This is a genomic window from Olivibacter sp. SA151 (assembly GCF_054130995.1).
Genome location: NZ_CP096391.1, coordinates 2,680,926 through 2,706,693, shown reverse-complemented (window position 1 = coordinate 2,706,693; position 25,768 = coordinate 2,680,926). Strand labels below are relative to the sequence as shown.

The window sequence follows — 25,768 nt, the reverse complement described above, 5'->3', positions numbered from 1 at the left end:
AGTTTTTTGCATAAAGCTTAGCACCTTAGGGCTAAGCTATTCATTAATTAACTCAATTTTCCTATTTATCTCCATACCATTTTCATCAGTTACAGTGATAAAATAGTTGCCTGATTTTAAATTTAACGGCATCTCATGAAAGGTCTCGGTAGTTCCCAGAAACTCCTTATTCGCATACCAAAAGAGTTTCGTATGATCCAAGGCATGCGCTACTTTCAGAATTACAGGTTGCACAATTCCGTTAAAATCTTTTGTTAAATAGATTTTACTAGCATAATCCTTCGGATAAATGAAATCCATACGTGCTATCTGTGCTCCCAGGCAATCGGCTCGGAAGGGCGGAAGCACTTTATAATCTGCGTGTTTACTTTTATAGTACCACGCCATAACCGGTGGTAAAACAAACCAACTTTGGGTAACTAGCTGGTCAACAGCTTCGCAACTACTGTTCACGCGAAATCGGCCGGTACGGTCGAGGTGAATCAATTGATGATACGGACAGGTTTTTGTTCGTATACCATTAATCGGAATATAAGCCTTTTGTTTTGGACAATGGTCGGTTGCCAAATAACCGCTTACAGTGCACACTTCCTCTGCTATTAAGTTATCGACCGGACCGGTAAACCAAGTTGTTCTGGGCAGGAGCCGAAAGACATCAAATAATAAAGGAGCTGCACTTCCAACTCCCGTTAGAAGCGGTCGCCCTTCCCCCGTTGCATTCCCTACCCATACGCCCACCACATAGTTCTTGGTGGTACCAATAGCCCATGCATCCTTATTTCCGAAACTGGTGCCTGTTTTCCAAGCAATTTCCAAAGCCGAATCATAAAATTTCCAAGCTTCGTCGCCACTGGGCCTATTCACTTCCTTCATCGCATTATAAGTCAGCCAAATAGAGCCTGCATCCAAAACCGGTTCCTGCCTGGTTTCTTTACCAAACATCGCCTGATTATTCGCATACAAATTCAATTCCGCAAATTCATCTTCACGATATTTGCTACCGATGTTGTAATAATTCAAGGTAGAGGATAAGTTAGCATAGGTGCGACATAAATCCCACAGGTTGGATTCGGCTCCACCTAGAATTAAAGAAAGACCATAGTGGTCGGGATGCTTATTGATATTTTTTAACTTGAACTTCTGTAATTCTTCATAAAATTTATAGATACCATACTGTTGAAGCATTAATACCGCAGGAATATTTAGCGATCTCGCCAAAGCACTATGGGCTGGTACAGCTCCATCGTAAGTTCTATTAAAATTTTCGGGACTATATCCAGCTATCTGGGTTGGTACGTCAGCCACCAAGGTATTTGGCAGTAGCTTGCCATCATTGAGCATTGCGGCATAAAGTAGCGGTTTCAATATACTCCCGGTACTTCTTGGTGCTTCTATGATATCGACGTCCTTTTGATGCCATTTATCAGTCGGCGCATTTCCCACATAAGCCAATATGTTTCTGCTCCTGACATCAACCACTAAAACTGCCAGATTGTAAATTTCATTTTGTTTATATTGGAGATAATATTGTTTAGCCAGTTGATTAACACGTTGTTGAAGACCTAATTGCAGGCTTGTCCTTATCCGTCTTCCACGGTCTGTTTTGGTTAATTTAGCCAGTAAATGTGGAGCAATTTGCGGTAGATCATACGGTTTTTGGGGCAGTGGTTCCGCAAGAGAAAGCGTATAAGTAAGCGAGTCAATCAGTTTTTCATGATAGAGCTTATGTAAAAGATGGTTTCTTTTCTTGAGCAATAGCTGTTGATTTTTTCCCGGGTAAATAAGACCGGGAGCATTGGGAAGGACCGCTAATGTAGCGGCCTCTGCCCACGAAAGCTGATTTGGGTCTGTTCCAAAGTAACGCCAGGAAGCCATTTCAAGTCCTACAACATTACCTCCAAAGGGGGCATGCGCACCATATAAATTCAGGATTTTATCTTTACTATACCTAAGCTCAAGTCGGGTGGCTAGAAACAGCTCAATTAGTTTTTCCCAATAAGTACGGCGCTTTCCGTTCCTTGAAAGCCTGATTACCTGTTGTGTAAGCGTACTCCCTCCACGTACAATGGATTTGGCTCTAGTATTCTGAATCAGTGCCTTGAACATGGCCACTGGATTGAAGCCCGGATGGTAATAAAAATGCTGATCTTCATAATTGACAATGCACTGTTTAAACTTTTCAGGAAGCGAATCCCGCTCAGGAAAACGCCATTGTCCATCAGATGCAATCTTCGCTCCGAGGAGCTGTCCCTGTGTATCCTCAATTACGGTCACATACGGATCGTCAAAAAGCTTTCGGGGCAACGAAAAATAATAAACCAACAGGATGAATAAAATAGCTATACTCTTCTTTTTATTTTGCCCAATCCAATGCTTAACAAGTAGTAACTTTTTTTTCAACAATTCAATTTTTATTTTACGTTAAGTAGTTAAATGGTTGCGTAGTTGAGTGCGTAATTAGCCAATGTGATAATAGGCGGTCTGTAAGCCTAACGCCTATTGTTTCCATACTATTATTTTATGCCTGAATTAAGTTGAGTGGTTGAGTAGTTAAGTAGTTCAATAACTAGCAACTAAATTCCGATCACTAATAACTAATAACCAATAACTAACAACTAAACCCTAACACCTAACTGCTAACACCTAACAACCAATAACTAACAACTAATAACCAACAACCAATAACTAATAACCAACAACCAATAACTAACAACCAATAACTAAACCCTAACACCTAACCGCTAACACCTAATAACTAATAATCAACAACTTCTATCCAAGTTCCTTTTGTTCGCGTTAAGAAAGAATGATCATACATTCCCTCACACTGCACCCCCGGTAAATAATATCTACCAAGATAAGATGCATTTAATAAAATCTTAAACGTGCGGCTCTCGTTGCCGTTTAACGAAAAATAAAAAGAACTTCGATCATCCCGTATATCAATATAATCCGCTTTATTCTGTCCAAAAGCCCCATAATCAGTATATCGAGTATTTACAATTTCCCAACCGGAAGGTAAAATCTGCGTCAATGCCAAATTCTCCACACGATCCAAGCTTTGGTTCTTAACGGCTACCAAGGCAACAAATTCCGTACCTTGCTTAAGGGTATGTATGTCTAATGCCTTACCTGCCCTATCTACGAATTCAACCTGCACGGTTAAATTTCGCTGAATTACCTGTTCTCGGCCAACCGGTAAAACACCACTGTTTAAGAGTTTAACATACAAAGTATTTTTATCATTGTTTCTAATTTTGATACTATTCAGTCCCTTATTTATTTGTAAGCCCTTGTCTATAAACGATTTTGTAGTTTTGACATCCGCACTTTGCCCATGGTAACTAAAACGAGCATTAACACCGTTTTTGCCATTCAATTTTGCAAATTTAGCGATCGAATATAAGCTGTAAGCAGTGGTTTGGGTACTCATCCATGCACCGGACGACAGGTCTTTTGCTATTTTCGTAGCAAGCGCAAATGCATCGACCGTTCGGTTCAACAATAACAGAGTTTCCAGCACCATTGCTCGATTGCGTTCCGGCGAACCGTAATAATAATAGCTATAAGCATTATTAACGTTATTGATACTGCTAATTTTCAGTAATTCATTACCGGCGTGCTTTTGTCCCGCCAATACATAGGCGGCAGCAAGACGTAAACGAGCTTCATTAGAAATACCTACCGTTTCCCTTAAACGGTTCATCGAGGCCAAATCAGGAGCACCTGCTAATGCCAAGGTATACAATCGATAAGCCTGCGCGAAATCGCTACCGGGATGTGTCTCCATACGCCATTGTCTTGCCGCTCGCTGTTGATAGCTTATCCATTTGTTTTTAAAATCAATCGGCAAAACATATCCTTTTGTCTCCGCCTCTAACAAAAAGTGCCCCGCATAGGACGTACTCCAATCGTCGGCTGACGATAAGCCGGGCCAATAAACAAATCCCCCGTCCGGTAATTGAAACCCGGCGAGTTTGCTGATACCTTCAACTACATTTCGTTGAATAGCTTCGCGCTTGGCAGCTTCTAAATCAACAATATCGCCAAGGTACAATTGCGGAAAAACACTGGATGTTGTCTGTTCTAAACAACCGTGAGGATATTGAATCAAATAATTCAACCGGGCATTAAGGTCTATAGAAGGAAAAGAGGAAAGCTCTATACGCGCTTTGTTACTACCATCTACACCAAAAGGCTCCCAAGTGAGTGTCTGCTCTTCGTTGGCTTTCAATACCAGTTCTTTATAATCGTGGGTTATCGGATTCGGATTTGTGACATCGATCTCCACCGGATATGATGCCCTTTCATTACCCGAGCTTGCCACGACTTCCACTTTTGCCATTCCGGTTAACGCACCTACTTCCAAATCGAAGTACACCATCTTCTCGTCCGGACCACTAAAGCTAAGCGATTTGGCACTCGACCCCAGCACTTTTATTCCTTTGCTTACCTTTACCTGGACCCGTGCATTCTTTATCTGATTTTCCATAGCGAAAACGGTCACTGGTAAGGTTACTTTTTCCCCTGGAGAAATCTTCCGAGGCAGCGATGCTAATACCATTAATGGGCTTCTAACGGGTGTCGCCTTTTCTGTACTTCCATAAGCGCTCGTTTTAGCATCACCGGCAACCACCATCGTACGAACCGATCCTATATAGTTCGGCAATTTGACACGATGGGTTTTGCTTTCATTTTTCGACAGGTGGAAGGGGCCCAGATAAATCACAACCGGTTTGAAGCGATCTGCATGTTTATTTTCGCCACCTCCAATATCCTCGTCACCGCCTATGCTGAATACCTGATTGATCTTGCCACCATAAGCGCCTATAACGTCATTATATACATCCCATGTTTTAACACCTAAGGCTTCTCTCGCATAAAACTTGTCCCAAGCATTTGGCGTCTTGAAACGAGTAAGATCCAGTAAGCCTTCGTCCACAATAGCGATCGTATAACTCATAGCCCTTCCATTTTTCTCTTTCACCTGCAGACTAACCGCTTGCTCGGGGCGTAATACATCCGGCATGGAAAGAACGGGCTGTAAAATGGTTTCTTTATCCAACACCTCTACAGGCACCACACCATACAAACGAATAGGCGCGTCGTTCAGCGTGGAAGCATGTGGTTGTAAGAGTGTCACAAAAAGATAGATATTGGGTGCCATTTCAGAAGTAACAGGTACTTCTAGCTGCGTCTCACCCTTTTTTGTTTCTACCCAATACGTGTTTACAATCTTCGCGCCACTTTCAATTGATACCAAGGCTCGGCTCCCTTCACTTGAAGGAAAGGAAATCTTCATCTTTTCCCCTACATTGTATTTTGGCTTATCGGTAGAAAACACCAACATATTTGCATTTGTCCCATCGGTATTTTTAGTCTTAGCCGACCAGTAAGGCCAGTCGATCAATACCGTCTCACCGCTTGCGTGCCCCCCGTCCAAGTCGGTTACACGTACAAAATATCTACCCCAGTCCTCATCGTTCACAACAAACTGCACGCTCGTTTTACCACTCGTACCGGTGCTGATACGATAACTTTTAAAAGGTGTTTTGCTGGAAGAAGCACTATAGCTTGATAGGTTATCGTTCGAAGCATCCCACCACCATCGCCAATCCACTTTATATATTTTCACTTCCAAGTTGGCTACTGCCTTCGGTCTTCCCTTTTCATCAACCGTTACAATATCAAATCGATTGCTTTTACCTGTTTCCAACATACCGTATTTATTCGGTTCCGGCGATTTTAAACCCACATAGGTTTGATAAGGCGAATAAGTAGCTGTTGCTACATCCGTGCTAAAATCGCCACCATTTTCATATACCTTTGTAATGAAGGAAGCCTTCAACATACCGGGCGCTTGCCCATGTAACTGCGGTTTGATACCAATCGTTGCTTTTCCGTTTTCATCAACATTTCCGGAGAACACGTTCACCTCTTCGGTGCTAAAGCTGCGTGCCGGATCATCAAAAACATAGTTAGCCAAGCCTTTAAATGTAGTTTTCATTTGATAAAACTTGGCTTGCATTTCTGCTTTCAGATTCTTAGCCACAGCTCCATGCAACCAGATTACCGAAATTTCATCAGTTGTTGCACTATTTGCTTGTAGCACCCGACCGGCCAGGTTGTTCTTTATCTTTAAACGGTTGGGTTTAATGGTTTCTATTTTGATACTTTTATAAAATCGGGCACCACCAACGCTCACAACAGCTTCCCAATTTCCTGTAGGAGCTTCATCTTTTGTAGCAATAACAAATCGGTATAAATTACGCTCATTGTATCGTTGTACTAGCTGGGTAAACAACTTTCCGTTAGGATCGGTTAGCCGCAGCTTTATAGGATGATTTGCCGGTAGCCTATTAGCCTGATCATTTAACATAAACGAAAGAAACAAAGTATCTCCGGGACGCCAAACACCCCGTTCTCCATAAATGTACCCCTTCAAACCTTTCTCAAGCTCGTTACCGGCGACATCGAAATTGCTTAATGATAAAGAAAGCCCTTCTTCAAGTTTTACATAGGTACTACTATTATCTTTCTTTACGATAACAAAATATCCTCTTTTTGTATGGTCTAAGTGCGCTATTCCTTCGTCGTTTGTAGTCGCCTCACCAACTTTCTGTTGTTGATAGTCATAAAGTTCGATATGTGCTCCCGATACCACTTCGGTTGTTACAATGTTATTCACGGCAAAAAAATAAGAGCCGTTTTTACCCATTTTAGCAATCACACCCAAGTCGGTAGCCAAGACGTTGGTTGACACTTTGTTGTCGTAATAATAATATGAATTAGCACATGGATCTTCTCTCTCTTGCCAATTATAGTCGTCGTAGTAAGGATAGTCTTCAGACTCATTGCTTCTAAAAGATGCCTGCTCGTCTTCCAGGCTTTGTTCTTCCGGCTCCTCTTGGTTTTCTTCCGGTTGGCTACTACATGGATAAATAGAGTAGGCTTTTTTATAGCTAAATTCGACATGATAAATCGCACCTGGATCCGGCTTAATCAGTGAAGCGAGATCTAAGGCAAAAACATTCCACTTCCCATTGTTATATAATCGGTTTTGCGTCAGTTCAATTTTCTTCTTCGCAATAGGCAAAGCAACTTTTCGCAGATTGTAACTGCCATTTAGATCATTATCCTGCAAAAACTGCAAAATATTATCTTGATAAATCTTGTAAATTTTTACATCTACAGCCTTTAGGTTAGCCGCTTCAAAATTCAACTTTAGGTTATTCGAGCTTGGAAGTAAGGTCCCATTTTTAAGCAGTCGCACACCGGGTTTTGTTTGTTCAAAGTATACTTTTTTTGTATAACCCTTTTTAAGCTTCGTCCCTTGTGCACTTTCCACGCCCTGGAAAACCTCTAAGAGTCGCTCCCCTTTAAGGGGCTCGCTCAAAAACACTTTGAGCACATTCCCGTCTACAGTATACGTCAAACTTTTTGCTGAGTCAATCGTCACCAAGCCTTCAAAGTCTTGACTTTTTTTGAGTGGATCTGAAAAATTAATCAAAAGCAGTTGATTATTCTCCTCAGCCACTGTAGCCTTCATCACCTTAAAATGGCCTTTTGCGGCTATTTCTATTTCTTCCTCCCCTTTTTGATCGATATCCAAGTCGCTTCCGTCCCACATTAACTGAATCGATCCATCCTTTTCCGGTCTTTTGATGCTATCTACGATAAAGCGGAATTCAGTCCCCGACTTGATCTGATCAAAGCGAATAGGCAACTTGCCCGTTCCTTGTTTGGCATATATCAATTTTGCCGCTAATTGTACGTCCATCTCATCGCTTGTCCGCAAAATGGCATGTTGAAATTGATATTCCGAACTGTAGGATTGCAATTCTCTGCTAAGCACCACAAAATCTTGCTTAATCGTTTTTATTGTGAAATTGAACTCTTTCAGTTCTTTAGGCACATCAATCAACTCCTTCAACTTAAATGAAATTTGATATTCTGTATCCTGCTTTAATCGTTTACTCGGTTTAAACATCAGCGTATTTTGCGATAAAGCAATAACCTTCCCTTCAACCTTTGGTGTAATCTCAAAGAGATTGGATTCCAATTCCTGATTCGGCATCCATTCCTTTCTGTTGAAATTGAGCACGATACGAATCGTTGACTTCGCCGATATAATGCCCGACGTAAATTCGGTGATATAATCTTTATATAATGAAAAGTCAGAATTGAAATCTTTTCCGTTTTTTTTTGCGCAGGCAACCAAGAGGAAAAGAAAATAAATGAATAGGTATTTTTTCTTCATAGAGCAAATTGTGAAAACCATAATGCGTCTAATCGGATATTAGTAACAGTTCCGGAAGATACATATAAGGTTTTTGATAGCCATTTAAATACAGACAATAAAAAAACTACCTCCTTAAGAAGGTAGCTTAATCAATGTTATGAAATTTGATATAATACATGTAGACAGCTTTGTTTATACAGCAAAGCTAAAAGAAGCTGTTCGGTCTCGAAATACCTGTTTTCAGGTAATTTTCTAAAACCATCTTTTATTACCGGGCCTTCTCATTTCATGATCAAGCGAATACCGTCCTGAACCGACAATGAAGAAAACGATTAATAATAGCAAAACCACCAGCGAGAACCAGAATTCTGAGTTTAAGAAACTAAAACCGTTGGTAATGTTTACAAAAAACACTGCACCGAATAAAATTGGCAGCTGAAAGGCAATGGCCACTCGCGTTACTAATCCCAGCGCGATAAAAATCCCGCCAACCAAATGCGCAAAAGCAATATAATGCACAGCCGACCAAATGGATAATTGGAAATGGGTATTTTCCAGTAAACGCGCTACCGAATCCGTATCAGCTATAAAGCTTACACCCTTAGCAAAAATAACAACACCCAATACAATTCTAACAGCATCCATCCAGCGAGGGTGATGTGCATCACCCCAATGTTCGATTCTGTGGATTAGGTTCATAATAACCTCCTTTCTAATTGGTTATATAAAGTTAACAAAAATAAAATCGCATTTACAATTTTATTTTCATTTAATGGAGGTCATACCCTCTCCCTACCCAAACAAATCGCTGCTCAAATAACGGTCACCCCGATCACAAGCTATAAAGACAACAACCCCATGCTCTAGCTCATCCGCCACCTGAAGTGCTGCCTGCAGCGCACCACCGGAACTCATTCCTACAAAAATGCCTTCCTCTTTGGCCATTTGTCTTGCACGAAGTGTAGCATCCTGCTGAGACACGTCAATAATTCGGTCTACCCGCGAAGGGTCGAATATTTTCGGTAAGTATTCCACCGGCCAACGCCTTATGCCCGGTATAGACGATTCTTCAGTAGGTTGGCAACCTACAATCTGTATATCCTTACTTTTCTCTTTCAGATACATAGAATTGCCCATGATACTACCCGTAGTACCCATTGAACTTACAAAATGGGTAATGGTTCCTGCCGTGTCGTTCCAGATCTCTGGTCCTGTAGTTTTATAATGGGCCATATAGTTATCGGGATTAGCAAATTGATTTAGGATAAAAAAATTCTCATTTGCTGCTTTTTCCTCGGCATAATCCCGGCAAACCTCTATCGATTCAAGTAAAGTAACTTTTGCCCCATATGCTTCCATCGTAAGTGTACGCTCTCTCGTAGAATTAGATGGCATGACCAGTTCAATTTCCAGTCCATAGATCGCCGCAATCATGGCAAGAGCAATACCTGTATTTCCGCTAGTAGCCTCAATAAGACGGGTACCTGCTTTAATTTCACCTCGTTCCATCGCACTGCGAATCATATTCAAGGCAGCTCTGTCTTTCACGCTTCCACCCGGATTATTCCCCTCTAACTTAGCGAATAACTTTACCTTTGGATTTTTATTTAAACGCTTGATTTCAACCAGCGGTGTATTACCTATACTTTCTATAATGTCCATTTCAATAAACTAATGCTCTTAACCCCATTGTTTGATTTAAATACCTATTTCTTTCCAGGGTCAACGATGGTACTTCCTATACCCGCTTCCACTACCTTGATAGTCGATTGATGATACACCGTAGATCCCGCAGGAACACTTTTCGTAAGCCAAACATTACCGCCGATTGTCGAGTGTGTTCCTACCACCGTATCTCCTCCCAGAATCGTAGCTCCTGCATAAATTATTACATAATCTTCAATGGTCGGATGTCGTTTCGTATTAGCCATAAACTTTTCCACGCTTAACGCGCCCAAAGTTACCCCCTGGTAAAGTTTAACATGATTACCGATAACCGTAGTTTCTCCAATTACGATCCCTGTACCATGGTCGATATATAAATACTCGCCGATTTCCGCACCCGGATGAATATCGATCCCCGTAAGCGAATGTGCATGCTCTGTTAATATCCGAGGTATTAATGGCACCTCCAATTTGAACAAAGCGTGAGCAATACGATAGAGAGAAATTGCCAAAAACCCCGGATAGGTACGAATAATTTCAAACTTACTCCGCGAAGCCGGATCACCATTTAAAATAGCTTCCACATCGGTATTCATTACACGATACAAGTCAGGAACGCGCTCAAAAAAAATTGCTGCTACCGCTTGATTATTACAGTCTTTGCAAGCTTTTGTTGCGTCCAAAAGTTTCACCAAATCGCTTTGCAAACTTAAAAAACGTTCCCGTATCCCCGTTAAACTCTGCTTAGGAGAAGTAAGTCGTTCCGGATAAATTAAATCCAATAAATTAAAGGCCCATTCCGCTATTACTTTATTAGAGGGAACTACTTCTACCCGATGCTGTTTCTCATAAATGTGTTGAAGAAAATCTTCGCTCATGTGGTTTTATTCTGATTATATAAACTTTGATAATTAGCCTATCCATCGTGAATCTGACATACAAAATAGAACAAGCGAGCAACGCTTTTACGTATAATGCCTTTTAGCACATAAAAGCGATTAGCCATCCACGTTTATTTTATAAGGTATTCATGAAAGCTGGCCTTTCATCTATCTCTTCTCAACCACAAAGAACTTTCTTCCCGTGGCATAATGTTATTGTAAAGGACGGAAAATTATTGCATTTATGGCAACACTTTTGTTAGTTCAATATAATATTTGAATCTTTTGCTCCCTTTTTGAGAAATTTTGGGTGTTGCCTGAGATACGGCGAGGTTTATAAATAGAAACCCGTCGGTATTAACAATGTCTGATGCACCGCAGATGTCATTACAAAATCGCTACCGGCAGGTCTCTTATCAGAAAGCATGATTAAATTAAATCAACTCAACCAGGGCTTCTCGGGTAAAACCCTTTAATTCATCCGAACGATTATCTCGTATTTTCGTAACCCAGAGTGGATCCGCTAAAAGTGCACGTCCTACAGCCACAAGATCGAAATCCCCCCTATCCAATCGGCGGATAAGCTCATCCAACGAACTAGGGTTGGAACTCTCACCTCTAAACGCGGCTAAAAACTCACCGGACAAGCCAACAGACCCAACCGTAATGGTAGCCTTTCCTGTCAACTTTTTCGCCCAACCCGCAAAGTTTAAGTCAGATTCCTCAAACTCTGCTTCCCAAAAACGACGTTGTGAACAATGAAAAATATCAACACCTGCGTCGGCTAAGGGCTGCAACCATGCTTCCATCTCAGCAGGTGTTTTTGCATGTTTATAGCTATAATCGCTCCCTTTCCATTGCGATAGGCGCAAAATAATGGTAAAATGTTCCCCAACCTGTTTTCTAACCTCTTTGATGACTTCTATGGCAAAACGTGAACGTTCGGATAAGGTTTTGCCCCCATAAATATCTGTTCGGTTATTGGTGGCTTCCCAGAAAAATTGATCGATTAAATAACCATGTGCCCCGTGTATCTCAACACAATCAAAGCCTAAACGCTTTGCGTCTGCTGCCGCCCTACCAAAAGCTCGTATGGTGTCTTCAATGTCTTTTTCACTCATGGCCCTCCCATTGGAAAACCCCGGCCTTGCCAAATCTGAAGGTCCTTCAAAAGGTGCTGCAGGAACCCACCCGGAATAGTGATTTTCCATAATACCCATGTGCCATATCTGCGGCCCCATGCTGCCTCTTGCTGCATGTACACTCTTAATCACCTGCTGCCAGCCGGCCAAGGCCGATTCGCCATAGAAATGCGGGATATTTGGGTCGTTCGAAGAGGATACGCGGTCAATCACCGTACCTTCTGATAAAATTAACCCTACATCACTTGCAGCTCGCTTGCTATAATATGCAGCCACTGCATTTGTGGGCACACCATTCGGCGAGAATGACCGTGTCATAGGCGCCATAACGATTCTATTCTTTAAATTCAACGACTTCAGTTGAAAAGGTTCAAACAATTTTGTGGTACTCATTCTTTTAAATTTTTACCCTCCCTACGGGAGGCAAGCTTCTTACTTTTTAATTTATAGCGCCGATTTCACAAAGTCTCCTAACAATTCAAAGGCCTTCTCATTACGTTTATAGTAGGTCCACTGTCCTATTCTTGTTGCTTCCAGTAGACCGGCCTTTAATAACAGGGCCAAGTATTCTGACACCGTCGACTGTGTCATGCCGCACTTCTCCTGTATCTTTCCTACACAAACCCCAACTTCCATAAAGTCGGCATGCTCCTGTGGAGGAAAATGCAGTTCAGGGTCTTTAAGCCATTGGAGGATATCCAACCGGGTCTTATTAGAGAGTGCTTTGAAAATCGCCAATTGATCCATGCAGCAAATATATATCGACTTTTCCCGATATCCCTATTGATAGAGATGCAAATGACGAAACATTGATAATAAGTGGATTGAATTACATTTCGTTGACCTTATACTCGCCTTTCAAAAATTTCCGCTTCAATGTGAAAGATTGCAGATGTGGATCGCTACCGGAAAACCAGTAGAAAAAAACACCCATAAACCGGAATTGCTCAGCTTTTCTCGGCTGTATACCTTTGGGAAAATTATTTCGGGCCTTTATAAAGAAGTTATATCCCTCGATAATTAAGAACAAAAGTTTAAAACATATTAATTACACTTATGAAACGATTTTTTCTATCCTGTTTTTTAGCGGCCAGTGTATTGGCCATGAACGCCTGCTCGGACGACGATGATCCACAACCACAAGTTGAAGACACGAAGAATGCAAAATACACAATTACAGTGGAGGGTGTTGGCGTTGATGAAACGGCAACGTTCAATTTCATAGGAGTGACGGTATCTCAAGAAAAAAATCTCTGGAAAGTAAATGGACAACTTCGCACCAACGAGACAACTATTACCTTAACAGCTGATGATTTTCCGAGCAAAAAGACTTATGTTGTTGAATCTAATGTTCCTCATTATGACACTGGGGTTGTCATTTCCTGCCAAAACTTTGACGATACGCCGATTAAATTCACTTATAAGGCAGAGATTAATGGCAAGGTGCTTAAAGAAGATACACAAACTATAAGCGGCTTTGGCACACAGTATCATCAGGATTATCAATACTAGGTTTTATACTCAACGGTACAACGTAGGGTCTGGTTATCCCTGCCTATCGAGAATCTTCACGATAGGCAGGGATGTTACAATAATCCGGACATAAGACAAGGGTAGCAGGACATAAGATTTTATTAAAGGCTTTAGGCAATAAGCTATAAGCAGTAGGCTTTAGGCAATAAGCGTTAAGCTATAGACAATAGACGTTAGACTTGCCCAGACCACCTATTATTACATTATCACATTGGTTATATAAGACTTTGGGTAAATTGGCTAACCGACCGTAGGGAGCTCATGAGTGCCAAAAAAAGCAAACACTTACGAATAATCGGCTATTTCCTACTTAACCACTCAACTACTTAACTACTTAACTACTTAACCACTTAACCACTTAACTACTCAACTACTCAACCACTCAACTACTCAACCACTCAACTACTCAACCACTCAACTACTCAACCACTTAACTACTCAACCACTTAACTACTCAATCGTCCCTTCTAAATTAAAAGCTTTTCCCTAAGTTTGCATGGAAAAGACTTTGCTATGCTTGGATTAAAACTACTGACAGACCCCCGTTGGGCGAATATTGCGCAAACAAATTTGGAAGAGATCTTAACAGACCATGCTTGGTGCGAGCAGAAAGCAGCCTCTAACGCCATTTCGTTAATTACCAACAATTCCGAACACGAAGATTTAGTGCACGAATTAACGGCGATTGTTATTGAAGAAATGCAACATTTCCAAATGGTAATTGATATCATCAAAAAACGAGGTTATACACTCGGCAGAGAGCGGAAGGACGACTATGTAAACCAGCTGATGCGATTCTCTAAAAAAGACGGCAGCCGAAATACCGCTTTTATTGATCGATTACTCTTTGCAGCCATGATTGAGGCTCGCAGTTGCGAGCGTTTTCGCGTGCTATCCCAAAATATAGTGGACGAGGAATTGGCCAAATTTTATTATGACCTCATGGTCTCAGAAGCCAATCATTACACTACTTTTTTAAATTTTGCACGTAAATACACCCTCGATGTAGATGTGGATAAACGCTGGAAAGAATGGTTGGAATTTGAAGGTAAGCTCATTCAGTCCTACGGAAAAAGAGAACATATACATGGATGACGGTTTATTATCTCGAATCAGTCACCCTGCAATTTCCTAAAAATCCTTTGATATAGAGATAATTATATACGACTCCCTAACCGTTTAAATTTGCATCAACTGCATTTGGCATGGTGCTTGCCTTATCTAGTGCTAAATATCTATATTACTATGAAAAGCAAAATTAAATTTTTAGGCATGTTGGCCATTGCCATGCTCTTGTTTACTGTGGGGTGTAGTAAAGACGACGATCCGGCAGACAACGATTTCTTTGTAGGGACATACAACGGAACCATCACCTTCAGCAACGGAAGCGAGACCATTGCGGATGACGATGGCCGTGTAACTGTTGTCAAAGTCGATGATTCGTATACCTTCGATTTTGGCAGTAGCATCCCCAATATTAATGGCGTTAAGTTTCAGCAACAGGGGGACAACACTTACGTTAGTATAGGCGATGGACTTACCGGCATTACCATAACCGCGAATACCTTGAAAATGCTGGTATCAAACGATAATGGTACGTGGACAGCTGATTGTACACGTTAGTTACGTGCTATACTTTCTAGATAAAAACCATCTATCAGCGCGATAGGTGGTTTTTATGTTTAAACGGTTCTTGCATCAGCGGCAATTTGCGTCTGCAATCTTTGTGAGACTATTCATTCTGACAAAAAGAGAAATTATGTGCAATTAGCACAGATTATATACAAATCAAATGAAAGCTAAACAATCTCTGTTGGAGATTGTTTTCAATCTACCAATCAACATAACACTATAAATCAGTTTATTATGAAAAATTAAACGTAGGTTATGAAATCAAAATTTAGTTTAGGGACGCTGGTGATGCTTCTTACGGCAGCCATGTTTCTCGCCTGTGACAAAGATGGTCACATGAATCCCGGCGAACCGGGGGATTTGAGTGAAGGTCTGGTTGTACACTTTCCTTTTGATGGAAATAGTATAGAGGCGATAAGCAACCAGGAATATGACAGCCACGGTGCACAATATGTTGAAGACCGATTCGGCAATTCAAATGCTGCAATATCCTTGGATAGTAATTACCTCAACGCCAATGTAAAAATGCACGATTCCGTGGGCACTTTTTCCTTCTGGGTGAGGGTAGAAAACCTGAATAATATCTACCCTATATTTTCTTACGGAGGGACTACCATGGGCATTTCTCCATACCGTCTCGCTCTTGATGGTGATAGCATAACCTTACTATCGGATAGACGGTGGGGAACTCTTGGGAGTGATGGCCAACTGGAGGACTTCATCATACCCTCCGTTATTCAAGCAAATAAATGGAAACATGTGGTTGTTCGGTGGTCGGATAGCGAAGAGCTCCTAGAGGTATTCGTAGACAAAAAGAAAACGTTCAGCGCTAATTACATTGATGGCTGGGAGCTATGGGACCCGGAGGAATTTGAGGCGCCTGCAGCATCTACTATTGGTGGATGGATGTTTGAAGGAGGCAATCACACGGGGGATCGGTTAAGGCCTTTCAAAGGAATATTGGATGATGTTCGGACTTACAACCGGAAGCTGAGTGACCATGAAATAGCGATGCTATTTTTTAGCAAAGATAGTTAGTTGGATTTAAGGAGGTGTTCACTCGATTTAGCACCTCCTTTTTTATTTACGGTATTTACTTACCGATGCAAAACTTACTGAATATGTTATCCAAGAGGTCTTCCGTACTTACTTGTCCCGTAATCTCTCCTAAATGATGGAGTGCCTGCCTTATGTCCATCGCTAGAAAGTCTGAGGTAATCGGGTTATCAATTCCGTACAAAACCTTTTCCAGCGATGCCTGTGTTTTAAGAAGCGCTTCTACATGCCGAATATTGGTTACCATTACATCATCTACATTAATATTTCGGAGACTTACCTGATTTAAGAGCTCTTCTTTCAGCGCCTCTACCCCATCTCCACTTTTAGCTGATATAAATACCGGGTTAAGCGGCTCGTATTGGGCTAACGCATCGGGTGATAACAGATCCTTTTTATTGATGACCAGAACAAAAGGCGTTCTCAGTAAAATCAGATCCGCCACCTGAATGGAAACCTCTTCAAATGCATCATCAACCGGATCTACCAAATAAATAACCAATCGGGCCTTTTTCATTTTCTCGCGCGTACGTTCCACCCCTTTCGCTTCAATAATATCTTCCGTATCCCGAATGCCAGCCGTATCGATAAAACGGAAACTTACTCCTTGAATGTTGATTTCATCCTCAATGGTATCCCGCGTTGTACCGGCAATATCAGACACAATCGCTCTTTCTTCGTTTAGCAAAGCATTCAACAGCGTGGATTTACCCACATTTGGTTTACCGGCAATAACGATCGGAACGCCATTCTTTAGCACATTACCTTGCTCAAACGATAAAATAAGTCGGTGTAACACTTTAATGATCTCCAGGATGAGATCCTTGAGTTGACTGCGGTTTGCAAATTCGACATCTTCCTCCGAAAAATCGAGCTCCAGCTCAATCATAGAAGCAAAATGAATCAGCTGTTCCCGTAATTGTTTTAATTCATTGGAGAAGCCACCACGCATTTGCTGCATTGCAACTTGATGTGAAGCGGCCGAATTAGAAGCAATCAAATCTGCCACAGCCTCCGCCTGTGATAGATCCATTCCTCCATGCAAAAAAGCTCTAAGTGTAAATTCCCCCGGTTTTGCAGCACGGGCACCTTTTCTTATAAAAAGCTTAATAATGCTTTCTACAATATACTTGGAACCATGCGTAGAAACCTCTACTACATTTTCTCTCGTATAAGAATGGGGTGCAATAAAAATAGAAGCCAGCACTTCATCTAAAATTTTCCCGTCCTCGTCGCGGATGGTTCCAAAATGCACTGTATGGCTTGCTTGTTTGCTTAAATCTTTTCCCTTAAAGACGCCGTTTACTATTTCAATTGCTTGTGGTCCCGACAAACGGATAACGGCAATGGCACCGCTTCCTGTGGGTGTCGCAAGTGCAACAATTGTGTCAGCACTTTCGGCTTCCATGCTTATTATTGACATACACAAAGATACTTATTTGTTAGGAGATAATTTCTAGCGATGAATTTAAATATCATTGCTCATAACCTCCTATCAAAATGTACGCCATCTTTTATTTAACAGGCATTTTAACTATTCCTCCTCGCTTTGTCCATACGGATCATTGCACCAAAGTCGAGCTGTTTTTCCATTGCTTCTACCGTTAAGGCAATCCGTTTGGTACGCGTTGCTTCCGTTTTGGCTTCATCGATCCATTTGATAAAGTAATGCTGGTGCGACTTTGCCAGGGATAGAAATTGGTTGATCCAAGTCTCCTCCTCACAAAGGCATAACTCAAGATCTTCGGGTATTTCCATTTTGAAGTCGGTATCCTCTTCCAGCTCCAGCTGGATGATATCACCTTCTTCTTTACGGATTTTTTTTCGCAGCGATGCCCTTAATGCTAAAATAAAATTGCCCTCACCCATGGGGGTAAGGGCTAATCCATGCACAGGCTGCTGATCTATTATCCCTCTTACACGAAAACTCTTTCGATAGTCTGATTTTAACTGCTCTGCAAGCGCTCGCGGAATTTCGATGTAAGACCAGCCGCTCTTTTCGCCTTTACTGCTAAATTTTAGTATCTCAGCTTGGAAGATCATAGCTGTAAATCTACGTTCTTTATTTACAAATTAACCTCCAATACTCTCATAATTAAACGGCCCGTCGAATCTCAAAGTAATATTTTGTCCAAAATCTGGATGGTAAAATGTCACCTTAAAATCTACAGAATATAATCCTCCAGTATGGGAACTATAACCTACGAATCCGTCATAGCTTATGACCGAATAGTACTGTCCAGATAGATCTTGTATCCCCACTGCACTTATTGAGGATGTGCTGGTATCATAAAACACAATGGTATAAAAACCACCACTATCTGCAATTCTTGATCCAGCAACTAATGACGAATTAGCATGTACAGTGTTCTCTACTTCTTTCGCGATAACTCCCATTGGAGTAAATCCAAGGGCTAAAACAAACATCAAAATCAAGATTTTTTTCATAATATTTATAATTTATTAATCAAATATAATAAACATATAAATAAGAATGACTTTTCTTTTTAAAAAAACTAAACCGAGATCAACGCGTCAGCTTCATTAATTTATAAGCAACAGCTAATTCACTTTATCTTTTGTTGTTTTTTCTACCAGGTCACCGTCTTTCAAGGTTTTGCTGATGGCATTGAACGGCCGTATTACTACTTCCTGCCCCTCTTTCAGTCCTGATAAGATACGGATATAAGCATCGTCCTGAATACCGGTAGTTACCTCGACTTGTTTCACCTTGGTTGTGGCCGGATCATAAACAAATACATATTCCTTTACATTCGATTTAAATCCATCGTCTTTTTTAGCGTCATTGGCCGTGCTGTCCTTCTTCGCGGTTGCATCTTCGCGCGTTGTTACCGCTTGGATAGGAACGGCTAAACCGGTATCTTTTTCCGTCAGGATATCAACTGTAGCCGACAATCCCGGTCTAAAAGGAGATGGATTGGGCCGGTTCGGTTTTAACAAATCTTCGTACGACTCCGGTAAGATTCGAACTTTCACCGTAAAATTCGTTACCTGATCCGTGTTGGAAGTGGTTGTGGTAGAGGAAGAAGACAAGGCATTTGCTGACGAAGAGCTTGCAATCTCCGTTACAATGCCCTTAAATTTTCTGCCTCGGAATGCATCGATTTCGATGGTAGCTTCATTGTTCAACGAAACCCGGTTGATGTCACTTTCATTTACATCCACGTTCACTTCCATTGAACTCATATTAGCAATGCGCATAATCTCGGTACCCGCCATCTGCGCAGTTCCTACCACACGCTCTCCCTGCTCAGCCCCCAACCAGGAGATAACGCCATCTACCGGTGCATATATAGTGGTCCTGGCTAAATTGTCGCCTGCCTCTTTCACCGCTGCTTGTGATTGGTCAATTCCATAACGGGAGCCAATTACATTCTGCCGTTGTGCTTCTACACTCGCCAAGGCACTTTCGTAGTCGGTTCTGGCTTTATCAAATTCCGCGGCCGAAATTACTTTCCGATTGTAAAGCTGTTGCGTCCGTTTAAAAGTAGCTTCCATAATATTTAAGGAAGCTTCGGATTGCTTCAATTGTTGTTGTGCAGAAGCTAATGCAGCACGTTGTGAATTTAAAGAAGCAACGGCTTTGTCATACCCTGATTGTAAGATGTCCGGCTTAATACGACATAAAATTTGTCCTTTCGTCACCACTTCTCCCTCCTTCACATTCAGTTCCACAATTTCTCCGGACACTTCCGAGCTCAGCTTCACCTCTTTTTCAGGCTGTACCTTGCCACTAGCCGATACCGTTTCCTGAACCGTCCGCTTCTCCGCTTTCTCGGTGGCAATCAATTCTTTCTTTGGCCCACCGATCCAACCCATCTTGCCGGCTATAACCACCAGGATAAGCAAAACAACTGCACCAATGATGATATATTTAAGTGTACCTTTTTTCTTCTTCGCCATGGTTTATTTTGATGTTATGATAAATATAATAGCCCATTAATTATTAAAGGTGATGGGGCGACCTAAATAAAAGTCAATCACCTTGCTTCTAAAAATAAAGTCGTATCGTGCTTGAATAAAATCAAATTCGGCTTTATTCTTGGCAGTCTGTTGTGTGGATAGCTCTACCGCATTTGCCAAACCTACATCGTAACGTTGTTTCAACACCTCAAAAGCATCCGAAGCCGATTTAAAATTTTCTTGCGTAGAGTAATACTTCTTCTCAGCCGTTCTTAGATCCAATACCGCCTGATTAACCACTTTATTCAGGTTGTTCTTCGCTAAGCGTTCATCATTCACCGCACTTTCGTAAGAAATCTTGGCTTTTCTTAAGGTGATGTTTCTTCTGTAATTGTCAAAAATGGGAATACTTAATTGTGCAAAAACGTTTGTATTCTTATTACGATCCAGCTGTCTACCAAAACTAGGATAAGTCGTTATTGGAACACCATTAATTATCTCAGTAATTGCTGCTTGAGACGAATAATTCGTCCCATACCCTGCTCCGATCGATAATTGCGGATAAAAACCACCTTTGGCGATGTCTATGTTTTTTAATGCCACCAATGTATTGTATTCCGCTACCTTAATATCGGGATATTGCTGCACGGCCTCTTGATAAATGTCTTCTGCTACATAGCTGGAAACCAATTTTGCTACATCCGGCAAGGGTGGTTTTTCCAGGGCAATATCATTCACCGGGTTCATTTCCATTAACTGTTTCAGATCCAGGATGGATAAATCGTAAGCATTTTGCGCGGTAACCAGGTTTAATTCATCGGTGGCTAATTGGCTCTTCGCTTGGGATAAGTCGGCCAACGTCTTATTACCTACTTCATAATTATATTTCTGCGCCTCTAATTGTTCCGTCGACAAAGCTACCTGTTGTTTGGCTGCCGTAGCCATATCCTTATTACTTAAGGCTTCCAAATATTTGGTTACCACCTGTAGTACCAGATCATTTTTTACTTTATCGACATTGGTTTGATTGGACAGTAATTGGTATTTATTCGCTTTAATCTGGTTTACTTTCTGAAATCCACCAAACAGCAACATATTACCCGTGACACTGGCTCCTCCAGAAGTGACAGAAGTATTCAGAAGCCTACCTGCTGTTTGGTCAAAACTCAAACCCCAATTCTTAGACCCTTGTACGGTACCACTAACCGATGGATAAAGGTCCATCTTCGCCTGCAGCACATCCTCTTCACTCAGCGAGCTTTGAAAGACAGCCTGTTTAACCTGTAAATTATTACGTAAAGCCTGATCTAGAGCTTCTCGGATGGTAATGGTTTTCTGCGCGCTGGCGGAAACGGAGATGGCACATGCAATTAGTACTGAGCTGCCATATTTAAAATATTTCATTGCGGGTTTACGTTGTATCATCTAGTAAATTTTTCTCAACTTCTTATTAATGTATTTAATTGTTTTACCTTCGCCCTAAACAAATCACTGCGCCGTAAAATGAATATTGTCAAATCACCTTTATGGTTACGCTTACTTCTACCTAAACTCACCTGGAATCGCAATCGGAAAGAAAAGCATATTTATTTAACCTTTGACGACGGACCCATACCTGATGTTACACCACAGGTATTAAATATCTTAAAAAAATATAACATTCAAGCCACCTTCTTTTGCGTTGGCGAAAACATTGTTAAACATCCTGAAATTTTTGAGCAAGTCAAGCTTCAAGGCCATCGAGTAGGCAATCACACCTATAACCATTTAAAAGGCTGGCAAACACCTTTAGCTATTTATTTGGAAAATGTAGAGAAATGCCAACAGCTTACCCAAACGAATCTATTTCGTCCTCCTTATGGTAAGTGCACCCTTCCGCAGTTCAAAAAACTAAGAGATACATACGAAATCATCATGTGGGATGTGATAACCTACGACTTTGATCACAAATTGAGCCCCGAAGCCTGTTACCAAAATGCCATACAGCATGTTACCAACGGTTCTATCGTCGTATTTCACGACAATATAAAAGCTGTACCGCGCTTACTTTACGCCCTCCCAAAAGCCATTGAATATTGGCTGGATAAGGGTTATGAATTTAAGCTTTTGTAGTGATAGTTAAGTGGTTAAGTGGTTAAGTGGTTAAGTGGTTGAGTAGTTAAGTAGTTGAGTGGTTAAGTGGTTGAGTGGTTAAGTAGGAAATAGCAGATTATTCGTAAGTGTTTGCTTTTTTTGGTACTCATGAGCTCCCTACGGTCGGTTAGACAATGTGATAATGTGATAATAGGTGGTTTGTGCAAGTCTAACGTCTATTGCCTATAGCTTAACGCTTATTGCTTAAAGCCTACTTATGGCTTATTGCCTAAATCCTTTAATAAAGGATTGTGTCCTGATACCTTTGTCTTATGTCTGGGTTAAGTTGAATAGTTAAATCGTTGAGTAGTTGAGTAAGGAATTAACTTATGTGATAATGGGCGTTCATCACTCATCATTCACTCATCACTCATCACTCATCATTCATCACTCGTTATCCCCCTACTCAATCGTGGTAGATGCCCGGGTTATACTATGAGCACTAAAATACCCTAAAGCGCCATTGCTAAAGTTTGATTTCGGATTGGCGGGTGCGGCAGAGCCCGGGTTGTTCGACTGAATACCGTTGAAATAGGTATAAACAGCTTGATCGATGCAATGCTGCTCCACCTCTACATAATCGCCCACAGCTAAATCCAGGTCTTCATGATATAAATTTCTTTGCACCTTCTTGCCGTCATTAAACTTATCATTATAAGCAAAAACGAAGTTCGAGGGTTTTCCATTCACGGCAACCAGGTACCGATAATAATTCTTCTCGCCGGGCGGGTCCTGATATACAACCCCCACCGTTTTCTCCTCGTCGCCAAAAAAGCTATCGGTTACCGTCCCGATGGAGTCAATGGCAATAGGCGCAGGCATCGTTGAACTAGCCATATATTGCTCATTCTCAAAGCCGACTGTCAATCTATAAGTCCGGCCTGGATTCGCCTGATAGTTGTTTATTCGATATTGTCCCGGGCTCACCTCTGTAAAGGTACGCTCCGCGGACGTTCCTTCTTCTTGGATTTTCACAACGGCACCGGACTGCGGGTTATTGGTACTGTTTGATGAGAAGGGTACCGTTTTGGATATATAAACATAATGCGTTGTTTCGGTATTCGACACCCCGCCTTCTATCACCAACACCTGATCAGCTTCTTTTAATTCAATATCAATCACTTCTTCACAGGAACTTAAACCAAAAAGAATCATTGAAAGAGTTAAAACATTTATATACAATTGCTTATTTAAAAAAGGAAGGGATTTTTTCATAGTTATCATCCTTAAAATTTAAAATTCCACGTTACTGAAGGTATAATACCAAACAAGGCCACTTTATAGGCTTCCGTAACATTCGGGTCATTTTCATTTTCCCTAAAATCAATAATATAAGCGTTTTTCCGGTTATAGGCATTATAGAGACCAAAGGTCCAGCTCGACTTAAAACGTTTTCCGGGTTTCGATTCCAGCGTCGCCCCTAAATCCAGCCGGTGATAATCCGGCATACGATAACCATTTCGCTCCGTATAGTACCAAGTGGATTTACCACCGATACTATATTTTCCACTTGGGAAGGTAACGGCATTACCCGTGTAATATACAAAGGTTCCGGAGAAACTCCAACGATCGGAAAATTTGTACATACCCACAATCGCAATATTGTGGATACGGTCTTGGCGGGCAGCAAACCAATTACCATTGTTGATTTCATCAAATCTTCTTTTACTTCGGGATAATGTATAGCTAACCCACCCATTCAAGCGGCCCGTTCTTTTCTTCATAAAAAGTTCCAGTCCGTAAGACTTACCCACACCATATACCAATTCCGCTTCTACATGCGCGTTTGCCTGTAAATCAGCAGCATTTTTATAATCGATCTGATTTTGCATATCCTTGTAGTACACCTCCGCAGAAAACTCGTACTGATCATCATTAAAATTCCGATAATACCCCAAGGCACCCTGATCCGCTATTTGGGGCTTTATATTGTTACTGCTCAATACCCAGGCATCCGTCGGTAACGATGAGGTTGTATTCGTGAGCTGATGTAAGTTTTGGGTATTGCGGTTATAGGAAGCTTTCACGCTGCTATTCTCATTGAGCATATAGTTGACGGAAAATCGCGGTTCCGGATTAATGTAGCTCTTTACCAATTTACCACTTCCATAAATATCGGTTTGAATAATATCACCTTCTGAATCATAAGTATTAAATTCACCGGGCCCCATTAATAAGAAGGAATTCAATCGCAAGCCATAAATAAAGCTGAGCCGATTACTAGGTTTCCATTCATGCGAGAGGTACGCCGCCAGCTCATAGCCTTGCCTATTTTCAATTCGCAACGAATTGATATCCGATTCTTCCGAGGCGTCGATACCCGCCGGTGAGATTTCCTGCCGCATTAGGTTTAATCCGAAACGTAGATTGCTGCGACTACTTGAAAAGTAATGAAAATCCTGTTTCAAGTTCAAATTCTGTATACGCGAGTTGATTTTCAAATCATTGTTATCGGTATACACGCCCACATTATACTTAAAGTCGCTGTAAATAAATGAGGTGTTTGAGAAAAGTCGACTATTGAAGACATGGTTCCACCGTAAGGTTCCGGTAGCATTTCCCCAATCGAAATCGAAGTCGTTTGCATAGCCCAGCACGTCCTTTCCGAAATAACCTGAAAGATAGAGTGTATTGTTTTGATCAAGCTGATAATTGGCTTTTAAGTTCAAATCATAAAAATACAGAACGCTGCTGTTTACCGAAGTGTCCGAAGAAAGCTTCAGAAATAAATCGGCGTAGGTACGCCTACCGCTTAACATAAAAGACCCCTTGCCCTTCTTTATGGGGCCCTCCACCTTTAATCGAGAAGCAATTAGGCCGATGCCGCCATCCATACCGAAACGTTGATTATTACCATCCAGCATATTGACGTCCAGTACCGACGCCAAGCGCCCACCGTATTGCGCAGGCATTCCACCCTTATACAGGTTAACATCTTTGATCGCATCGGAGTTAAAGGTAGAGAAGAAGCCCATCAAATGGGATGCATTATAAACCATGGCTTCATCAAGTAAAATCAAATTTTGATCGGTTGTTCCTCCCCGCACAAAAAAACCGCTATTCCCTTCGCCCGCACTTAACACTCCCGGGAGCAATTGAATGGTTTTTAACACGTCGCGTTCCCCAAACAATACGGGCACATTATTCACTTCCTTAATGCTAATTTTGTTGACACCCATTTGCGGGCTTTCGATTTGCTCCCTACTCGAAACGGCATTGATTTCGACTGTTTCGAGTTGATTAGCCGGCTCCAGTGAAAAATCCAGGCGGAGATCCCCGCTTAATTCAACCGCTCGTTCTTGCATGGTATAGCCTACCGAGGATACCTGAATGGTGTACCTTCCTTTTGCCAGGCTTAACGAGTAAAAGCCATACGAATTGGCGCTAACACCGGAAGCGCTCTCTTTCACCTTGATGCTGGCGCCGATCAATGTCTCACCACTGGAAGCGTCTCTCACGGTGCCACTAAGCGTTATTTGTTGGGCGAAGGAAAAGGAAAAGAAATAGAGAGAAATAGTAATTGATAAAATAAAAGCTTTCAAGGCCTTGCGTTTAATATG

At 41.4% G+C, this 25,768-nt stretch carries 19 protein-coding genes; 5 read left to right on the top strand and 14 right to left on the bottom strand.

Annotated elements, in window-relative coordinates; translation table 11 throughout:
- Positions 1-36: 36 nt before the first annotated feature.
- The 7 genes from pbpC to M1D52_RS10995 form a co-directional block, all read right to left on the bottom strand.
- Positions 37-2,400, bottom strand: coding sequence for a penicillin-binding protein 1C (gene pbpC / locus M1D52_RS11025; RefSeq protein ID WP_437392601.1), 2,364 nt, complete (start codon positions 2,398-2,400; stop codon positions 37-39).
- Between the two features lie 355 nt (positions 2,401-2,755).
- Complete coding sequence (locus M1D52_RS11020; protein WP_437392600.1) at positions 2,756-8,260, bottom strand: alpha-2-macroglobulin family protein; 5,505 nt, start codon at positions 8,258-8,260, stop codon at positions 2,756-2,758.
- 234 nt (positions 8,261-8,494) lie between these two features.
- The gene (locus M1D52_RS11015) at positions 8,495-8,941 is read right to left on the bottom strand and encodes a DoxX family protein (protein ID WP_013667372.1); all 447 of its coding nucleotides are present in this window, start codon (positions 8,939-8,941) and stop codon (positions 8,495-8,497) included.
- A gap of 93 nt (positions 8,942-9,034) precedes the next feature.
- Positions 9,035-9,904, bottom strand: coding sequence for a cysteine synthase CysM (gene cysM / locus M1D52_RS11010; RefSeq protein WP_289553355.1), 870 nt, complete (start codon positions 9,902-9,904; stop codon positions 9,035-9,037).
- A gap of 44 nt (positions 9,905-9,948) precedes the next feature.
- Positions 9,949-10,785 carry a serine O-acetyltransferase EpsC gene (gene epsC / locus M1D52_RS11005; protein WP_130855692.1) on the bottom strand — a complete coding sequence of 279 codons (837 nt, stop codon included), beginning with the start codon at positions 10,783-10,785 and terminating at the stop codon, positions 9,949-9,951.
- Positions 10,786-11,222: 437 nt separating this feature from the next.
- A complete protein-coding gene (locus M1D52_RS11000) occupies positions 11,223-12,323 on the bottom strand; it encodes an NADH:flavin oxidoreductase (protein WP_437392599.1) in 1,101 nt (366 codons plus the stop codon).
- A gap of 51 nt (positions 12,324-12,374) precedes the next feature.
- Positions 12,375-12,677 (bottom strand): ArsR/SmtB family transcription factor, encoded by a 303-nt coding sequence (locus M1D52_RS10995; protein ID WP_041387630.1) that lies wholly within the window; start codon positions 12,675-12,677, stop codon positions 12,375-12,377.
- 309 nt (positions 12,678-12,986) lie between these two features.
- Here M1D52_RS10995 and M1D52_RS10990 point away from each other — a divergent pair, with 309 nt between their 5' ends.
- The 4 genes from M1D52_RS10990 to M1D52_RS10975 all read left to right on the top strand — a co-directional run bounded on the left by M1D52_RS10990 (position 12,987) and on the right by M1D52_RS10975 (position 16,133).
- A complete protein-coding gene (locus M1D52_RS10990; RefSeq protein WP_289553356.1) occupies positions 12,987-13,442 on the top strand; it encodes a hypothetical protein in 456 nt (151 codons plus the stop codon).
- Positions 13,443-13,976: 534 nt separating this feature from the next.
- Positions 13,977-14,558, top strand: coding sequence for a tRNA-(ms[2]io[6]A)-hydroxylase (locus tag M1D52_RS10985; protein ID WP_437392598.1), 582 nt, complete (start codon positions 13,977-13,979; stop codon positions 14,556-14,558).
- 150 nt (positions 14,559-14,708) lie between these two features.
- Positions 14,709-15,086 carry a hypothetical protein gene (locus M1D52_RS10980; protein WP_013667380.1) on the top strand — a complete coding sequence of 126 codons (378 nt, stop codon included), beginning with the start codon at positions 14,709-14,711 and terminating at the stop codon, positions 15,084-15,086.
- A 264-nt stretch (positions 15,087-15,350) separates the two neighbouring features.
- Positions 15,351-16,133, top strand: coding sequence for a LamG domain-containing protein (locus tag M1D52_RS10975; RefSeq protein WP_437392597.1), 783 nt, complete (start codon positions 15,351-15,353; stop codon positions 16,131-16,133).
- 55 nt (positions 16,134-16,188) lie between these two features.
- Here M1D52_RS10975 and mnmE read toward each other — a convergent pair whose 3' ends face one another.
- From mnmE to M1D52_RS10950, 5 genes are all read right to left on the bottom strand, one after another.
- Positions 16,189-17,574 carry a tRNA uridine-5-carboxymethylaminomethyl(34) synthesis GTPase MnmE gene (mnmE, locus tag M1D52_RS10970; protein WP_041387635.1) on the bottom strand — a complete coding sequence of 462 codons (1,386 nt, stop codon included), beginning with the start codon at positions 17,572-17,574 and terminating at the stop codon, positions 16,189-16,191.
- Positions 17,575-17,681: 107 nt separating this feature from the next.
- Complete coding sequence (locus M1D52_RS10965; protein WP_437392596.1) at positions 17,682-18,194, bottom strand: YdeI/OmpD-associated family protein; 513 nt, start codon at positions 18,192-18,194, stop codon at positions 17,682-17,684.
- A gap of 30 nt (positions 18,195-18,224) precedes the next feature.
- Positions 18,225-18,599: a hypothetical protein gene (locus M1D52_RS10960; RefSeq protein WP_437392595.1), complete on the bottom strand. Its 375-nt coding sequence runs from the start codon at positions 18,597-18,599 to the stop codon at positions 18,225-18,227.
- 114 nt (positions 18,600-18,713) lie between these two features.
- On the bottom strand, positions 18,714-20,075 hold the full coding sequence (locus M1D52_RS10955) for an efflux RND transporter periplasmic adaptor subunit (protein WP_013667383.1): 1,362 nt from the start codon (positions 20,073-20,075) through the stop codon (positions 18,714-18,716).
- A gap of 36 nt (positions 20,076-20,111) precedes the next feature.
- The gene (locus tag M1D52_RS10950) at positions 20,112-21,500 is read right to left on the bottom strand and encodes a TolC family protein (protein ID WP_013667384.1); all 1,389 of its coding nucleotides are present in this window, start codon (positions 21,498-21,500) and stop codon (positions 20,112-20,114) included.
- A 78-nt stretch (positions 21,501-21,578) separates the two neighbouring features.
- On the opposite strand from M1D52_RS10950, the gene M1D52_RS10945 reads away from it, so the two are divergent.
- Positions 21,579-22,187: a polysaccharide deacetylase family protein gene (locus M1D52_RS10945; protein ID WP_437392594.1), complete on the top strand. Its 609-nt coding sequence runs from the start codon at positions 21,579-21,581 to the stop codon at positions 22,185-22,187.
- Between the two features lie 423 nt (positions 22,188-22,610).
- Here the strand turns inward: M1D52_RS10945 and M1D52_RS10940 are convergent, their stop codons facing one another.
- Together M1D52_RS10940 and M1D52_RS10935 are read right to left on the bottom strand one after the other, a co-directional pair.
- Positions 22,611-23,423 (bottom strand): DUF4249 domain-containing protein, encoded by an 813-nt coding sequence (locus tag M1D52_RS10940; protein ID WP_437392593.1) that lies wholly within the window; start codon positions 23,421-23,423, stop codon positions 22,611-22,613.
- An 11-nt stretch (positions 23,424-23,434) separates the two neighbouring features.
- The gene (locus M1D52_RS10935; RefSeq protein ID WP_013667387.1) at positions 23,435-25,750 is read right to left on the bottom strand and encodes a TonB-dependent receptor; all 2,316 of its coding nucleotides are present in this window, start codon (positions 25,748-25,750) and stop codon (positions 23,435-23,437) included.
- Between the last annotated feature and the right edge of the window lie 18 nt (positions 25,751-25,768).

Bases quoted from the DNA above. Each gene is read 5' to 3' on its own strand.
- M1D52_RS10940 (WP_437392593.1), bottom strand. From the start codon at position 23,423: ATGAAAAAATCCCTTCCTTTTTTAAATAAGCAATTGTATATAAATGTT.
- epsC (WP_130855692.1), bottom strand. From the start codon at position 10,785: ATGAGCGAAGATTTTCTTCAACACATTTATGAGAAACAGCATCGGGTA.
- M1D52_RS10995 (WP_041387630.1), bottom strand. From the start codon at position 12,677: ATGGATCAATTGGCGATTTTCAAAGCACTCTCTAATAAGACCCGGTTG.
- M1D52_RS10975 (WP_437392597.1), top strand. From the start codon at position 15,351: ATGAAATCAAAATTTAGTTTAGGGACGCTGGTGATGCTTCTTACGGCA.
- M1D52_RS10950 (WP_013667384.1), bottom strand. From the start codon at position 21,500: ATGATACAACGTAAACCCGCAATGAAATATTTTAAATATGGCAGCTCA.
- M1D52_RS10980 (WP_013667380.1), top strand. From the start codon at position 14,709: ATGAAAAGCAAAATTAAATTTTTAGGCATGTTGGCCATTGCCATGCTC.
- M1D52_RS10960 (WP_437392595.1), bottom strand. From the start codon at position 18,599: ATGAAAAAAATCTTGATTTTGATGTTTGTTTTAGCCCTTGGATTTACT.
- M1D52_RS10955 (WP_013667383.1), bottom strand. From the start codon at position 20,075: ATGGCGAAGAAGAAAAAAGGTACACTTAAATATATCATCATTGGTGCA.
- M1D52_RS10990 (WP_289553356.1), top strand. From the start codon at position 12,987: ATGAAACGATTTTTTCTATCCTGTTTTTTAGCGGCCAGTGTATTGGCC.
- M1D52_RS11015 (WP_013667372.1), bottom strand. From the start codon at position 8,941: ATGAACCTAATCCACAGAATCGAACATTGGGGTGATGCACATCACCCT.
- M1D52_RS10945 (WP_437392594.1), top strand. From the start codon at position 21,579: ATGAATATTGTCAAATCACCTTTATGGTTACGCTTACTTCTACCTAAA.
- cysM (WP_289553355.1), bottom strand. From the start codon at position 9,904: ATGGACATTATAGAAAGTATAGGTAATACACCGCTGGTTGAAATCAAG.
- M1D52_RS10965 (WP_437392596.1), bottom strand. From the start codon at position 18,194: ATGATCTTCCAAGCTGAGATACTAAAATTTAGCAGTAAAGGCGAAAAG.
- mnmE (WP_041387635.1), bottom strand. From the start codon at position 17,574: ATGTCAATAATAAGCATGGAAGCCGAAAGTGCTGACACAATTGTTGCA.
- M1D52_RS10985 (WP_437392598.1), top strand. From the start codon at position 13,977: ATGCTTGGATTAAAACTACTGACAGACCCCCGTTGGGCGAATATTGCG.
- M1D52_RS11000 (WP_437392599.1), bottom strand. From the start codon at position 12,323: ATGAGTACCACAAAATTGTTTGAACCTTTTCAACTGAAGTCGTTGAAT.
- M1D52_RS11020 (WP_437392600.1), bottom strand. From the start codon at position 8,260: ATGAAGAAAAAATACCTATTCATTTATTTTCTTTTCCTCTTGGTTGCC.